The sequence below is a fragment of the Cupriavidus sp. 01L46 genome, assembly GCF_056399905.1.
Genome location: NZ_JBFTSF010000216.1, coordinates 1 through 14,457, shown reverse-complemented (window position 1 = coordinate 14,457; position 14,457 = coordinate 1). Strand labels below are relative to the sequence as shown.

The window sequence follows — 14,457 nt, the reverse complement described above, 5'->3', positions numbered from 1 at the left end:
ATACGAAGGAACAGGCTGAGGAAGAAATGAAAGCTTGGGAGCGTGACACCAAGTGGTAGACATTGCTCAACGCGCTGGCGCCTGTCATTGAGTAAGGAACGTTTGCGCCCGGTGCCACCAGTGAGGTTTATCCCCATAGGCCGCAACACGCCTAGAGGGAAAACCATCCTTTATCCGTTCTACCCGAAGTGGAGTGGGCTCGCGCATTTGAACTGCGGTAGGTTTGGCCTTGAATGAGGTAACGCGCCAGAAACGTTGCTGCTCATACGCGATCATCTGCGCCTCGAACCAGGACTTCGAACCGCGTCTACCGTAATCCTCGGCTACCCCGGCGTGCCTAGCTATCGGCATGCATCCTACGTGCACGCACGTGGCGTCGAATTTCGCTGGGACTGTCGGGTAAACAAGCTTGAATCTCCTTGAAACAGGATTGGACCGCGCGGCCACCCGGGCAGGCCACTTCCGCTCGTTCTGGCCTTCGGATTAGTAGGATAGGCGGCCCCGGCGCCTGCCGTGCCGGCTTTGCGGCAATACGGGCAAGATGGCGCTGCGGCGCGTCCAGCTTGTGCAGCCGTCGCCCGCGACGGACAAGCTTGCGATGGCGATCGCGCAGGGCGTCGCGAGCCAGTGCTCTTACCGACATCGTCAGCGGCATTTGCTTTGACGGTTCCGCATCATCCCGCCAGGGCGCAATCGCCATTGAAGCGAGGATACCGATTGGTGTCCAAACAGAGTCGCCAGCAATGAAGCTCAGCCGAGTCACCGTACTGGTCGCCTTGTTGGCAGTCGCCGGAGCCGTGGTATTGGAGCGCAAATGAGACCGCCGGAAAGCTCCCGGGACGACTCTCCTTCGGCCCGGGCACCGCCCCTAAGTCGAAGACCGCTCGACTCGCAGGCGACGGCGGCCCCGACGCCAGCCCCCCGCCGCGCTGCCGAGAAGAAGTGACCCGCCAATGACCACATACATCCTACGGAAACGCCAGGCCATCCTGAGCATCAAGGTCTCCGTTGCCGCTAGGCCAATCGTGGACGACGTCGTCGCCCCGATGCGAGGGGTACGTCGTCAATACCAGTTCACCTTCCGGGACATGCTGATGATACGCACAGCGAATTCGTTGTGCGAAGCAAAGATCCCGAGCCACAGCTCGCGCGCGCTAACTCGCTTTAAGGAAGATTGGAGAGGGGAGTGACCGCCAAGCTCTGCCCGACTACTTGCCGTACTTCGCCTTCGCATCGGCCGTGCACTTGTCCTTGGCATCGCCGGACATGGCATCGCATTTCTCCCTGTCGGCCCTGTACTTTGCGTCCAGGGTGTCTTTCTTGGCTTCGCGACGAGCCGCCGCGACATCTGTGCTGGAGCCGGTTGAGGCGGCCTTCTCGACCCTGGCCGCGCCAAGCGCCTTCTCGTGAACAACTTTGGCTTCCTTCAAGCAAACATCCTTGTCGTTGCCCTTCCTGTCGTCGCCGCACATTTCCTTAGCCACGTCATAGTCTCTGTCGGCCTTGACCTTGTGTGCCTTCGCTTGCGCCTTTGCGGTGCCGTCGCGCGAGGCATCGGCGTTGGCCTTCGTAACATCTCGATCCCGCTTCGCCTCGGCTTTGCAGACGTCCTTGTCGTTGCCCTTCCTGTCGCCGCACTTGTTGCTCGCTGTCTTGTAATCAGCGTCGGCCTGTTTCAGCGCGGCGTCGTAATCTGCCTTCGCACCCGCGGCCAAGGCTTGTGCAAGTGCAGAACTCGCCCGGACGGTAACCTTGTCCATGATCTTTCTCCTTAATATGAGTGAATTACCGAGCATATGAACAAACGTCTGGTGCTCAAATTCAGCATTGAGTGTGAGTGCCCGGCAGCACTGATCCACAATGTGATTTCCAAGCAATGAATCGCGCCGATAATCTATATCCTTCCTGTGTCGTCGTGTCCTTCGCGAGGCATCTCCGTTAGATTCGGTTGTTCCCGGGCATCTGCACGACTCGGCGTCAAACTAACCAGAAAGGCTGACATATAGTCCGCAGTGCTGTCGGTACGATAGCGGACATATGTGCACAGGCGACTATGCCGGCCAGCCGCAGAATGCTAGGCACTGTGCTCGGTCGGACTGGCGCGCCGGCCCTGCGGTCAGGYGGACCACCGGTCGAAAGCGTAGTCAAGGTGGGCTATCGCGTGCACAAATCGTGTGGATCTTTGCGGACGTGCTCAACGTGCTGGACAAGCGAGTCAACGATATCGACTACTGCTATGCCTCCCTGCTCAAGGGCCAGACCTCGCCGGTCGACACCAACTTCGCGCCCACCGGCATCAATGACCACCATCTCCATCCCGCGGAGCCGCGGACGATGCGGGTTGGGGTGACTGGAAATTCTGAGTGGGCGAGGCCGAAGCGGATGCAGGGCTACATTGGAGCGAGGCCGCGACCGACAAATTGGCCATGTCTAAGGAAATGTTAGTCGAGCGCCCAAAGCATGATTGGGTACGCCGCGCGCATCAATCTTGACGAGAGCGCACGGCGAGGCGTGCAGCCTGCCCCAAGGCTGTGATGCAAGGAGCATTTACGAAAAATTATGGCTGGCCAATGATTATTGGCCGGGAATAATTTGCCCTAATTGGGCAACGCGGGTCCACCCGCGAGGTCGCCTCTAGCGCGGCCGTGCGATGTTGGGGTGCCTGGAACCTCATGGTGCGCGCTGTCGCTACCGCGCTCGTCAATCGCGCAGTGACCTGGAGGTTTGGCGCGAAGAAGTTACCTGGCCTTGAGGTGTTCCACAATCGCTGCGCACGCTGGTTGCCGTGCCGACCCTACTGACCAACGAAGCGACCAACCGCACGTGGGCGTGACCGGGCATAGATCGGATTCGGCGCGCCACCTCATAGCCGTCCATGTCTGGCAAGCCGATATCCAGAAGCACCACGTCGGGCCTGAAAGTGTAATCCAGCGCGGCGTGCCCCTCGGCGGCGACTTGACCAACGTGCTGGCAAAGCGGCCCGCGGTGCCGCGCAGTCGACGACCCTACGGCATTGGATGGTGGCCGAAGTAGTGCGGCGAAAAGCACCTTGCTAGCACCGAGGGTGGCGTGGGGTCGAGGGCGAGATCCGACGCCGCACCCTAGCGGCCGTGGCCGCGCCTGATGGGTCACTCTAGCAATGCCAAGGCCGGCCGCGTAAGAAGAATTTTGGAGTGCCCGGTATCTGGTAAAGATCCCTTTCTAGTCGTTCGCTAGTCGGCGTATATTTAGATTTTCTCTTCTCTACGTAATGGAGGACGGCTCGTCAGCCGAGATTGCGATTGTCGGTAATGAAGGCATCGTGGGGGTTGCCCTTTTCATGGGAGGGGAAACCACACCGAGCCGTGCGATCGTGCAAAGCGCTGGCCGTGCCTATAAGCTGAGCAGCGCCGCCATGAAGCAAGAATTCAATCGAGGTGGCCCAATGCAGCGACTGCTGCTCCGCTATACGCAGTCACTGATCACGCAAATGGCGCAGACCGCTGTCTGCAATCGACATCATTCAATCGACCAGCAACTTTGCCGTTGGCTGTTGCTGAGCATGGACCGCTTGCCGTCCAACGAACTGCGCATGACACAGGAGTTAATCGCCAACATGCTGGGCGTGCGAAGATCTGGCGTGACAGAGGCGGCGCTGAAACTGCAGAGCGCCGGCCTGATCCGCTACCACCATGGGCATATCGAGGTACTCGACCGGCCTGGGCTGGAGCAGCGCGTGTGCGAATGCTATGCCGTCGTGAAGCAAGAATGCGATCGTCTGTTGCCCGACCTACGAGCGATTTGAGCCTGTCAGGTTAGCACGTGCGAACCACTCCGGGTCCCCATGGCAAAAATGCGACTGGCTGACTTCATTCTGCGCGACATGGAGACCATCCTGGTGCAGTGGGAAGCGTTTACGGGTACCCAATTGCCGGCCGCGGCGAGTATGAACCAGCGCATTGCGCGACCACACGGAGCAAATTCTGCGGGCAGTCGCAAAGGATTCGTCTACTTTCCAGACCAAGATAGCCCAGGCAGTCGAGGGGGATGGCCCCCCAATTGCTCGACGCTACGGAAACCGCAGCACAGACGCATGCCCATCTTCGCTTGCGAAGCGGCTTCGACATCAATCAACTGGCCGCTGAGTACCGGGCTCTGCGTGCAAGCGTTCTTCGTCTATGGATAGACGATTGTCAGCCTGAATCGCCCGATCGATCGGTCTTTTCACTGCGCAAGTGGACCAGGCTCGCAACTTGTTTCTTGGAATGCTGGGGCACGACATGCGAAGCCCCCTACTACTCGCGGGGCGCTGTCCGAACATCACGACTTGTGGATGCGTAGTTGATTCTCTACCGACTTCACGCCGGCGACCCCGTGGACAACATCGGCTGCCGTCTGCTTCTGTGCCGCTGACGGAACGCTGCCGGTTAGCCGTACCACGCCTTCGCGGGTGCGCACGTGGATGTTGGTCGAACTCAGATTCTTTTGCTCGAACAGGCTAGCCTTGACCTTGGTCGTGATCGCCGTATCGTTGATGCCCTCACCAGCCGTCTCATGCGTGGGATTGGGGTTCATGGGCGACGCCGCCGGGGCGTCAGTTGCACCTTGGCTAAGCGGAGCATATAAGCTCGCCGCGAGCATGATGCATGCGGCGCCCGTGGCGAATTTGATGAGAGGGCTGGATTTCATTTGAACTACCTCGATTTGGATCGAATCAGTGATTGCAGACGGAGTGCTCCGGTAATCAAATTGCCCTGAAAATGGCGGCCGGCCGGCTTGGCATCACGAAAGATCCGCTCCTTCGTCACGCAGCTCCCCCGAAGAACTCAGGCTGACACCATTTCATCTTGAAGTCGGTACGATGGCGGACACGGTGAACTTCATATGCACACTTGGAACTCGCTGACCGTTGTTCCTGGGGTGGTCTTCGTTTGTCCGTGTGACCCATCCAGAGCATGCACTTCGTCGTCGGGTTCCATCACGTGAAGCAGAGATACGATTGCCATGGTCGGGAACTGGTTGATATGCTCTACAAGATTCCCCTGTGGTGGCGCGTGGAAAGATCGCATCACTCTCGAGGGGCACTGAGGCCAACAGCTCCTTCACTGAAAAGAAAGTCCATGAAGGCAATCGCCATGATCTACGCGGACCTCTTGCCTGATTTCGTAGAGCGCGGGGCCGACCTGACTTCGCCAAAATCCACCTGCGAACTGAGAGCCACCGCTATTGCACGGTAGCGTACCGACTCGATTCAAGTTCCCATCTACTTTCACTTCAAACGCGGCTCTACCAGGACCGGAGCGATTGGTGGCAAAAAGGGGAGTACCAATCACTGACACGACTCGCCGTGAAAAGCTCCACCGCAGTGCGATGCCACTGAGGTGAGGCGGATCGTCGCTGAGGCTGCGCTCGCCCACGTTGCTTCCGTCGCGGCCCGTACCGCCCAGAACCGTTGACCTAGGGTAATGAGCAGCCGCGCGCTGCGCTTACGCTGAAGTAATTGCTGAATATAGAGAGCGAAAATGCGTTGCCTGCTTATTGCGTTGTCGATCGTGCTCTGCCCGCTGAGTTCAGTTAGCGCTCAGACCAGCGTATACGTCGGATCGAGTGGCGTCAGCATTGGTATTAACTTGCCGGCGTATCCGGCGCTCGTCCCGGTCCCGGGCTATCCCGTCTACTATGCCCCTCAGTTGAAATCGAATTACTTCTTCTACGACGGCCTGTACTGGGTGTACCAGGGAGATAGCTGGTATGCGAGTAGCTGGTACAACGGGCCGTGGCAGTTGGTGGGACGTTATGATGTGCCGCTGTTCGTGCTGCGCATTCCGATCCGCTACTATCGGAGACCTCCAGCGTACTTTCGCGGCTGGGATCCTGGCGCACCACCACGCTGGGGTGAGCACTGGGGCCGCGACTGGGAAGATCGTCGAAGCGGGTGGGACCAATGGGACCATCGCACCGCTCCACCTTCCGCACGGTTGCCCGACTACCAGCGGCAGTATTCGGGGGTCCGATATCCTCGCRCAACAGAACAACAAAATGCGATTCGATCCGAGAACTACCACTACCAGCCGCGTGAAACCGTAACGCAGCAGCATTATCAACAACAGGGCAACGCGGGGAGCTTCCGCGTCCAGCCGCAGCCGCAAGCCCCTGTGCAGCAACGATCTTCGACACAACAGGATCATTCGCAGCCGAATCCGCAACCGCAGCAGGTTCAACCTCCGCTACCGAGACCCAGACAACCTGTCCAGCAGATGCCGCCTTCAGAGACCGTACACTCTGTGCAGCCGCCACCGCAAATGCAACGCCCCCAGCCTGGACCACAGGACACCATGCAGCGTGCTCAACAGCACGGCAGCGCGGACATTGCGCGCCCCGAGCCGCAGCAGGAAGCGCCCGGTCAGCGATTGCCGACTCAACAGCAGCATTCGCAACCGAATCAGCAACGGCAACAGCAGCCAGCGCAGTCACAAACCGGGCAAGCTGTGCAGCAGATGCCCCCCGCACAACCAACGCATCAGACGCACTCTGCGCAACCGCCGTCACAAATGCAACACCCCCAGAGTGGACCGCAGGACAAGCATGGCGAGAACAGGAACGAAGAGCATGGTCCGAATGGACGCTAATTGAACATGTTTGCCATCACTGCATTATGGGGAGTTGGCTCAGTAGTTCGAGAGGCACCGTAAGCCCTAAATTTGGCTCTGGTGCAAATTGCGGGAGCGAGCAAGAAAAGGCGTATTCGCCGTTTCCAAGCTCAGACGCATCTTCACAGGCGCTCTCATAGTCGAGGTCTACCGTTCCCTTCATCCGAGAATTGCGTTACCGGGGCTTTCCAGTTCCGCTCGCGACCGGCCGGCCGGCCGATATCTTGGCCGTACGAATGCCCAGTTTACCTCGCACTGTTAGTACCATCCCTCAGTCTACGTTCGAGCGACGCATCGAAGTGTAATTCGATAACGTCAACGCGCTGGAAGCGGTGCTGTCCGTCGACGTAATCCCAGCGTTCTACCAACGCGCTGCGCCGTCGACTGGCCGACGACTCGCGGCGAATTAGGTTGACAGAATTGCCGGCTTCGACGCGCACGCGCGACGACACCGCCGTACCGGCCTGCACGGCCCAGACCTTGCGGGGCAGCGTAGCAAAGCGCTCGTGCAGCGCGGTGACGAAAGGCAAGTGGATGTGGCCGCCAAGGATCAAGTCCGCGCCGGCCTGCGACCAGCGGTGCACTGCCGCCGCGCAACCGTGCAGCAGATTCGTCTTGTCGTGCGCACTGGTCACCGCGACCGGCTRGTGCGTGACCACCACGCGCAACTGCGTCTCGGCAGCCTGTTCGAGACGCGCCGCAACGCGCTCGACCTGTTCGGTGGACACCTCGCCGTTCTTGTGGCGATAGAAGCGTGTGGTGTTCAGCGTGATAACTAGCCATTGGTCCGATTCGAATATCGGCTCGAGCTCATCGCCGAATGCCTGGCGGTAGTTCGCATACGGGTGGAACAAACGCGAGCCTAGATTGAACAGCGGAATATCGTGGTTACCCGGGATTATCAGCATTGCGGCGACGTGGAGCCGGTCGACGAAGGCGCGCGCGGCGAGAAACTGCTTGCGTCGCGCGCGTTGCGTGATGTCGCCGGATAGCACAACCAGTTCCGGCGCGGCTTCGTGCACGAGGCGCACCAGCGCCTCAACGACGTCTGGCAGTTCAGTGCCGAAGTGGGGATCGGAAATCTGAAGTAGCAAGGTCATGAGCGGTTAGAAGGCGACGGTGCGCCGCAGGGCTCGGGTTTCAACAGATAGAGCGGCTCAGCTGCGACCCGGAATTCGAAGGGCGGTTGGAGCCAGACGATTTCGCCGTCGGTCGCGACCTTCATGCCGCGCGCTCGACGGCGCGTTGAGGGCGTGACCGTGATCCGCCGGAAGGCAAAACTGATCACGTCGTCGGAAGTGCCAAGCTTGCCGAGCGCACCGCGCACTATCAGCCAATACTGTGTCAGCATGCCGACCGGTCGCATCGTCAACGCGACGAGTAAGCCATGTTCCGGCTCCGACGCTTGCGGAATGCCGATCCGCTCGAGTTGAAGCCGGTTGTTGCCGACGAACAGCGTCGGCGTGCGCATCGGGCGTGTGTCTCCATCGTGCTCAATTAGCAACCGCAACGACCGATGTTCTTGCAGCAGCGTGACCAGTGCCGACAGTACCGCCACGATTCGGCTGCGGCCGAATATTCGCTTGTAGGCCTCACGGTCCTCGAGCAGTTCCGGGTAGAGTCCAAGGCTCGCATTGACCAAGAATACGCGATCGTTGACCAGCCCGACTTGTACAGGATACGCATGTGCCGACAGCAGGAGTTGCGTCGCATCAGCCGTGTCGGCCGGGATACCATGGGTCCGGCCGAAATAGTTGAAGGTACCTTGTGGCAGCACGCCGAACAGGCAACCGCTTCCGAGCGTCGCCTGGGCGACCGTGCGGATCGTGCCGTCACCGCYGGCCGCGACCACCACGCCGCCGCGAGAGCGTGCTTCATCGACGGTCTGCCGTGCGACTTGGTCTATCTGCTCGGGCCGCTCGATCATGCGCACGTGGTGCTCGCGCTTAGCGCGGGCCAAGATGGTCTCGATCGTGCTGCGCGTGGCGGCAGCATCGTTGCTGCCGGACCCCACATTCAGGACGATATGAAATGGCGCTGCAGCGTCGACCGGGGTGGGAGGCATTTAGGCGTCGGCCAGTAAACGTGGTGACACATGATAGCCCTCGAAGCCAACAATATGGTGCGGCGCATCGAGAAGCACTACCACGAATACGTGGTCTATGACTTGCGGACGGACGCCGTCACGGCCGCGCTGCAGTCCCGTGTCGACGCGTTCTGGGCGCCCCCGCCGTCGCCTGGCTGCTGCTACTGAGCATCACCTGCCATCCAAACGAGATGACGATGACACAGGAGCTGATCCCAAATACGCTTMGGGTTCGCCGCTTCGAGGTAACCCAATCGGCCTTGAAGCTGCAGAATGCGGGCTTGATCGGAGCCACTGAGGTGAACATATCCTCGATCGCACCAGGTGAAGGCTGTCACGCGTCACATCTGCGAGGACTTGCGGCAGAGGCGCATCCCGCGTGCGGTGGCCGATTGCGGTATCGAAACAGTCAAAGGGGTCGTCGGGCTGCCGAACACTCGGTAAAGCCCGCATACACGCCGCCGCCGGCAAATTGCCAGACCCGGAAAAGCGGTGATGCCGCACCATCCCCGCCGGCCGTGCCTCCGCAGACGCACCATATCGCCGCAAGGATCGTCACGCGATTGTTAGGTTCAATGGTCTGGCCAGTGGAGGCAACTTACGTTCGACGAGCGCACGCCTGGGCGGGGACCCGGGCACGGACTCGTCGGCGGCTCGGTCAGAGCTCAAAGGGTAGCCGCCCGGCATCATTGTCGACGTGCACGGTCGGGATCCCAACTCAATACGTGCGGCCCACGCACCGAAGTCCAGATCAGCCCAGATCCGACAGGCTCGCTATCCGGTCTGCCGCCATGCCGCCCCGCATAGACCGAGATTTGTAGGACGAATCCGGTATGAAATCAGTGCGTGCCCGATAGCATTTGCGTGTGGTGTAAACGAGACTGAAGAAGCCAGTTGTTGGACAAGCCGATGCTTCCCTTCGTTCTCGTTACCCTCGCGGCAATCGCGGTGATTGTCATTGTGATTTACCTAATGAAATAGTGGTCATGCTCCGAGCGAGTGGCCGAAGGGCTAAATGAGGCGAGCGCGGACTCTGGGTAGGCGAKCACCGCGCCCTCGGCCGGTATCGTACCAAGTGGGGACCAAAATAATGGTGGAGTTAGTTTCCAGGGCCGACGGTGCTTTCAAAGTGCCGCAAATTTTGCGCGCCGGGTTGTGGCCAGTGATCGTTGCTGGCTCGCCAAACCGGAGCCGATCCAGTAACGAAGCAATTTCTCCAGCCATTCACCAAGAAGCAGCTGTTTGAAAATGAAACGTCGTGGCTCTGGTGCGGCAACAGACAATACCTAGGAGATCCTATGGCCTTCAAATACACCTTCATTGATGTAACCAACGCCACGCCCGCCGGCGCTCCTGTTCTCGTGGCTGAGTTGACCGCAGACGCGCCCATCCCCCACCTCGCTATTGGCGTGGTCATTCGCCTGCCGGACGCCGCCGGCAAGTCTTGGCTGGTAAAGGAGTTGTGCCTAAGTCCGACGATCCAGACCAACGTGATCGGCGCGGACTTGGCGGCTTTAGTCTACGTGACCGGCACGTAATCCTTGGACCTTCGGACATCCACAAGAGAGCTGCGCGGCTGTTACGCGGCTCTTCCCCTGTCCTTCGATCTGGTCGTGCGCCGCACTGCGATGTGGCCATCGCTCATCCAAGTGGCGCGCGAGCGCGCCTGGAAAGTTAGGGCGAGGATATAGTCCTTCAGTATTCAGAAGGGCAAGATCGGCATTAACTCGGGCCGCCCTGCGAAGGGGCCAGCGGGAAGGTGTGAGCAGCCGGGGCGGGCGCGGTGCGGGGCCATGCCCGCTTCCGCTCAGCACAACGGCCAGCGGCGGCCACTTCTATCAGGCGGCTGAAGATCACGGCCGCGCCGGCGCCACCACAACACAACCGATGCTTAAGACGTTACAACGCCACCGACGTACTCACGCTGACGCCTGCGGAGCAGGGGCCCATCGCCTGCAATCAATCACTGGACCGATCCTTCCCAACACTCCGAAGCKAACGGCAGGTTGGCACCGATCCTCATCACGGATCCGCGGGAGTTGAAGCGTTCACCGCCTTCGTCAGTTGGGCGGCATGGGCTTCGGTGGCCGATCGCCCCGGCGTCGGCTACTCCTACACCATCATTTGTGCGACAGGTTGTCACTCAAATGCATTGAGGACACCCCCCGAAACTGCTGGACCTGTCTGGACGCAGACGCCCGTGTTTAGTGTGAGCAAGCGGCCGCTGAACACGACTGGAGCATCATTCCCGTCCCCGATCTCGCAGTTCATCATTCGGATATCGCGTGTTGAGTTGGATCTGCAAGGTCTCAGTTTTCATGGCGCGTGCTGCGGCCGGCCTAAGTGACTTGATCATCCCAAGGGGACAGGAACAGCGACTTGACGCATCGGGTGAAGGGCGTTTTGACTGCTACCGTACAGACGCACCCGTGTGGCATGTGAGAGGGTTCTACTACACCCTGCGCGCACCAGCGATGTTCTAGGATCGCGCACACGAGGCATGTAATCCTCGCACATCCCGTAACTAGCAGCGCCGCAGGTCTGTGTTGTGACGGAGCGCTAGCTCTCGCTGCACGTTTCGTGAGTGGGTCCGTGGCCCACGCATCGCACAACCGTTTAAGCTAGTGGGAAATTTAAGGAGAGCGTCATGAACATCGTCTGGCTTGTCGGAGCTGTGGTTATTGTTCTGTTCTTGCTTGGCTATTTGGGATTGAGGTAAGGCCGTCGTCCAAGGTGGAGAGCTCGTCATCGCTATCCGAGTCGGATTCACCTTTAGAGAAATTCGCCACGCGCATCGAACACTGGCGACCACTCCGGAAGCAGGCGATCACAGGTCATTGGGGCCAAGTAGGTATCAGAGGAGAACAGAATTGCCTCTTCGGTACGCCAATTACAACTACCACCGGGCCATCCACGCCAGCGGACAAGCTGCTCGTTACATAGAGCAAGGAGTATTCCATGAATACGATCATCGCTTCGCTCCACCTGCCATGGCGCGCGATGGTTTCGAGGCTCTGCTTGAGCCTAGGTGTCATTAGCGCTTTGGCGGCGGTGATCTGGATTGGCTTGGTCGGGTGGCAGCTCTTCAGAGTGGCCTCCGACGAGGGAATCGACCCGGTCGATGCGTTGATTTGCCTTGTCGGATTCGTGTTTTTCGGTGCGGTCTCGTTTATCAGTTGGGAGTGCCTATCGGAAGACGCGAGTTCGCGTCGCTCTTCTGCCGCTGACTGATCCAGTATGCTGCACGACCTGCGCATACGGCTGCGCGTCGGTGTCACCCACGCCCGACGCGAGGTATCACCTCCAACGCCTCGCGCTTCAAGTTGATAAAGCCGTTTCGCTCGTATTAAACACCGGCAAAAACTATGTGACCCGTTGAAAGGCGTCGCGGATCCATACATGCACGAAAAGTACGATTACCCCTTCTTTCGAATGGCGGCGATACTCTCCGGCGTGCTCAAATGGGTTTTGGTGACCGTGTCGAATGTATCCTCGATTGGTTCCACTCGCCATGCGAGTGCAGAGCCTTGAACAGATGATCAAGGGCCGGCTAGCACACGGCGAAGGCCCGAGCAACGCGACCTTGATCAAGGCGCTGCGAGGGGCCAAGGGGCACCTCTGGCACGGCTGGCCCTATCCAGCATTGCAACGGCTGGATAGTCTCGGCTGGGATCTCGATGCCGAGGCCAGTCCCGAGGAGGCGAAGCTCCTTGCCAAGCTCGATAATTCATCGTCTACCTGGAGAACAACCAGCGCTTCATCGTGAACTACATTGATCAATATCGCCATGGGGAGCCGATTGCCTCCGGTTTCGTCGAGTCGGTCGTCAACCTGGTGCTCAGCAAGCGCTTTGTTAAGCGGCAACGGATGAACAGCGAGCGCATACGCTTCTGCAAATCCGGACCGCCTTGCTTAATGACCGGTTCCGGTCTCACTTCGAGCGATGGCATCCCTCCATCGCTGGTGAATGCATTCATCGCGTCGCCACTTAGCCCTCGCTTTGGCAAGGTCTCCCAGAAGGCCTCATTGTGTCGGCAATACCTTGCCCCTGCTCGTCCGCTAGTACCGACCATCGCTTCACTCCCGCCTACCGTGAAGTCGTTGCCTTCTCATCACCGCCCGCTACTCGCCACGCGGGTTCCGCTGACACTTACCTGCGGACACGCTTGTAGCCAGAAGACACAACCACCCGGAGTCGCACGCTCGATATAGCCGACTATTCGACTTTGAGCATACCCTTCATATTCGGGTGCAGCGTGCAGGCATAGGGGAACTCGCCTGCTTTGTGCGCAATAGATCGCCGCGACCCGCCAGCAACGATGCTGCGCGAGTCGAACACCCCTGGTGCGGTGACGGTATGGGGATACGGATCTTTGTTGACCCACATAATCGTATCGCCTCGCTTGACGCGGATGGCCTAGGGCTCACACTTCGCGCCCTGGATCACCACCGTGTGTCTTGCCGTCTTCTCGGCCGCGATTGCGCTGGGACCAACGCAGAGCAAGCCCCACGCAAGGACTAGTGCAACCGCGAGCAGGAGTCTTCGCCGCCGCCCATCGGGTCGTGTCGGTAGTTGGCGCATCGACGTCATGCTCATGCAGAGAATTACTTGCCGAGCGACGATTGGATCTTCTTCGCATGCTCCAGGTGCCCCACAAACGCGGGGCGCACAGCAACCAGCAGCGCCTTTAGCTCATCGTTCTGAGCATTGGGAATGAGCGTCTTGTCGAGTGCATCAATCACTTGTTCGTGATACGTTACTTCGTGGTCAATATATGCCTTGTCGAAACTCGCACCCTTGAGTCCCTTCAGGGTCTTTATGTTCTCGTCGCCGCCGGACTGCAAGCTCTCACTCGTTGGATTCTTTTCCGGAGTGACCTTTAGCTTCTTGACCAGTGCCACTGCCTGTTTATTCACACCGGTATGGTCAGTGACCATCTGTTTTCCGAAAGCCTTTACGTCGCGAGAGTGACCGTCCTTCTCCGCCAGTTTTCCCGCGTCAATGTCGACTTGGTTTGCGGTTACGACGATCGCGGAAATCTGCGCGTCGTTGGGTGTTTGGGCTGCGGCTCCAACTGCGACGACGGCCAAGATCGCACCCAGAGTTATGGAGATGCTTTTCATTGTTCTGCTCCTCGGCGAGGAGTTAGCCACGCATTCTTGCCCCGCGTGGCAGTGGGCTTTGGTGCCGATTCCGTGCATGGATTTAACGGCACCCGCAGAAGCGTTGGGCTATCCCTAAAGGCGCTACGGCAGCACATCGAATATAGGCTAGGCGAAGACAATTTACATGCCGGTGCGAAGCGGGCCACACCAGAAAATGCCTTGACGAACAGATTTGCTGAAGCGGCGTCACGAGCGAGAGACAAACTATGGCAGGCTGCTGTGCCGTGGGTGACAAATTTTGCTGCAATGCACTTACAGGCCCAGACACCCGCGGAAGCCAAATACGCCTGCTCCCTTATCTTCATCGGCGCTGATCTTCAGCGCGTCCTGATCTCCATCGGCTACCACGCAGGCCGGGGCTATGCGGACCAGTCATCCGGCAACGCCGTCGGCCACCAGGCCTTGGGTGTTTCGACCAAAGCCTAGCTTGCCGGACTGCAATGCCTCAATTGCCTTTCTTCGCTAGCACAGCGCCTTTGTGCATCGCGATGTGGTGAGTCTTGTCACTCTTGATCTCATACTGAGGGTAATCGGTGCTCGCATGGTGCGTATATCCCTTGTAATCGACATTTTTTG

At 59.2% G+C, this 14,457-nt stretch carries 13 protein-coding genes and 4 pseudogenes; 9 read left to right on the top strand and 8 right to left on the bottom strand.

Translation table 11 applies throughout. The annotated features are described in order from the left end of the window. Window positions 1–1,208: 1,208 nt before the first annotated feature. Window positions 1,209–1,760 carry a hypothetical protein gene (locus tag AC1DS3_RS28190; RefSeq protein ID WP_441639815.1) on the bottom strand — a complete coding sequence of 184 codons (552 nt, stop codon included), beginning with the start codon at window positions 1,758–1,760 and terminating at the stop codon, window positions 1,209–1,211. A 383-nt stretch (window positions 1,761–2,143) separates the two neighbouring features. On the opposite strand from AC1DS3_RS28190, the pseudogene AC1DS3_RS28185 reads away from it, so the two are divergent. Further along, window positions 2,144–2,349: pseudogene (locus AC1DS3_RS28185) on the top strand (TonB-dependent receptor); the annotation flags it as partial. A gap of 351 nt (window positions 2,350–2,700) precedes the next feature. Here AC1DS3_RS28185 and AC1DS3_RS28180 read toward each other — a convergent pair. Then, the gene (locus tag AC1DS3_RS28180) at window positions 2,701–2,904 is read right to left on the bottom strand and encodes a response regulator (protein WP_441639814.1); all 204 of its coding nucleotides are present in this window, start codon (window positions 2,902–2,904) and stop codon (window positions 2,701–2,703) included. A 331-nt stretch (window positions 2,905–3,235) separates the two neighbouring features. Here AC1DS3_RS28180 and AC1DS3_RS28175 point away from each other — a divergent pair. Beyond that, a pseudogene (locus AC1DS3_RS28175) lies at window positions 3,236–3,784 on the top strand (Crp/Fnr family transcriptional regulator); the annotation flags it as partial. A gap of 48 nt (window positions 3,785–3,832) precedes the next feature. Beyond that, a pseudogene (locus AC1DS3_RS28170) lies at window positions 3,833–4,274 on the top strand (RsbRD N-terminal domain-containing protein); the annotation flags it as partial. Between the two features lie 25 nt (window positions 4,275–4,299). Here the strand turns inward: AC1DS3_RS28170 and AC1DS3_RS28165 are convergent. Then, the gene (locus AC1DS3_RS28165; protein WP_441639812.1) at window positions 4,300–4,668 is read right to left on the bottom strand and encodes a BON domain-containing protein; all 369 of its coding nucleotides are present in this window, start codon (window positions 4,666–4,668) and stop codon (window positions 4,300–4,302) included. Between the two features lie 833 nt (window positions 4,669–5,501). Between AC1DS3_RS28165 and AC1DS3_RS28160 the strand changes: the two genes are divergently transcribed. Then, window positions 5,502–6,608, top strand: coding sequence for a hypothetical protein (locus tag AC1DS3_RS28160; RefSeq protein WP_477128394.1), 1,107 nt, complete (start codon window positions 5,502–5,504; stop codon window positions 6,606–6,608). Between the two features lie 266 nt (window positions 6,609–6,874). Here AC1DS3_RS28160 and AC1DS3_RS28155 read toward each other — a convergent pair whose 3' ends face one another. Further along, a complete protein-coding gene (locus AC1DS3_RS28155; RefSeq protein WP_477128393.1) occupies window positions 6,875–7,729 on the bottom strand; it encodes a metallophosphoesterase family protein in 855 nt (284 codons plus the stop codon). Further along, window positions 7,726–8,694, bottom strand: coding sequence for a diacylglycerol/lipid kinase family protein (locus AC1DS3_RS28150; RefSeq protein ID WP_477128392.1), 969 nt, complete (start codon window positions 8,692–8,694; stop codon window positions 7,726–7,728). The genes AC1DS3_RS28155 and AC1DS3_RS28150 overlap by 4 nt, the downstream gene beginning before the upstream one ends. 30 nt (window positions 8,695–8,724) lie before the next feature. Between AC1DS3_RS28150 and AC1DS3_RS28145 the strand changes: the two genes are divergently transcribed. The 4 genes and pseudogenes from AC1DS3_RS28145 to AC1DS3_RS28130 form a co-directional block, all read left to right on the top strand. Further along, entirely contained in the window at window positions 8,725–8,883 is a 159-nt protein-coding gene (locus AC1DS3_RS28145; RefSeq protein WP_441639808.1) for a hypothetical protein, read from the top strand. 1,130 nt (window positions 8,884–10,013) lie between these two features. Then, on the top strand, window positions 10,014–10,253 hold the full coding sequence (locus AC1DS3_RS28140) for a hypothetical protein (RefSeq protein ID WP_441639807.1): 240 nt from the start codon (window positions 10,014–10,016) through the stop codon (window positions 10,251–10,253). Between the two features lie 1,420 nt (window positions 10,254–11,673). Continuing rightward, a complete protein-coding gene (locus tag AC1DS3_RS28135) occupies window positions 11,674–11,946 on the top strand; it encodes a hypothetical protein (protein WP_441639805.1) in 273 nt (90 codons plus the stop codon). 194 nt (window positions 11,947–12,140) lie between these two features. Further along, a pseudogene (locus AC1DS3_RS28130) lies at window positions 12,141–12,707 on the top strand (ISKra4-like element ISBte1 family transposase); the annotation flags it as partial. 224 nt (window positions 12,708–12,931) lie between these two features. Here the strand turns inward: AC1DS3_RS28130 and AC1DS3_RS28125 are convergent. After that, window positions 12,932–13,129 carry a cupredoxin domain-containing protein gene (locus AC1DS3_RS28125; protein ID WP_477128396.1) on the bottom strand — a complete coding sequence of 66 codons (198 nt, stop codon included), beginning with the start codon at window positions 13,127–13,129 and terminating at the stop codon, window positions 12,932–12,934. A gap of 191 nt (window positions 13,130–13,320) precedes the next feature. Further along, entirely contained in the window at window positions 13,321–13,839 is a 519-nt protein-coding gene (locus tag AC1DS3_RS28120) for a DUF4142 domain-containing protein (protein WP_441639803.1), read from the bottom strand. A gap of 36 nt (window positions 13,840–13,875) precedes the next feature. On the opposite strand from AC1DS3_RS28120, the gene AC1DS3_RS28115 reads away from it, so the two are divergent. Continuing rightward, window positions 13,876–14,307 (top strand): hypothetical protein, encoded by a 432-nt coding sequence (locus AC1DS3_RS28115; RefSeq protein WP_441639802.1) that lies wholly within the window; start codon window positions 13,876–13,878, stop codon window positions 14,305–14,307. 19 nt (window positions 14,308–14,326) lie between these two features. Here the strand turns inward: AC1DS3_RS28115 and AC1DS3_RS28110 are convergent. Next, on the bottom strand, window positions 14,327–14,457 hold a 131-nt coding region (locus tag AC1DS3_RS28110; RefSeq protein WP_477128395.1), incomplete at its 5' end, for a hypervirulence associated TUDOR domain-containing protein.

Coding starts and splice junctions, on each gene's coding strand:
- AC1DS3_RS28135 (WP_441639805.1), top strand. CDS start 11,674: ATGAATACGATCATCGCTTCGCTCCACCTGCCATGGCGCGCGATGGTT.
- AC1DS3_RS28145 (WP_441639808.1), top strand. CDS start 8,725: ATGATAGCCCTCGAAGCCAACAATATGGTGCGGCGCATCGAGAAGCAC.
- AC1DS3_RS28190 (WP_441639815.1), bottom strand. CDS start 1,760: ATGGACAAGGTTACCGTCCGGGCGAGTTCTGCACTTGCACAAGCCTTG.
- AC1DS3_RS28120 (WP_441639803.1), bottom strand. CDS start 13,839: ATGAAAAGCATCTCCATAACTCTGGGTGCGATCTTGGCCGTCGTCGCA.
- AC1DS3_RS28140 (WP_441639807.1), top strand. CDS start 10,014: ATGGCCTTCAAATACACCTTCATTGATGTAACCAACGCCACGCCCGCC.
- AC1DS3_RS28165 (WP_441639812.1), bottom strand. CDS start 4,668: ATGAAATCCAGCCCTCTCATCAAATTCGCCACGGGCGCCGCATGCATC.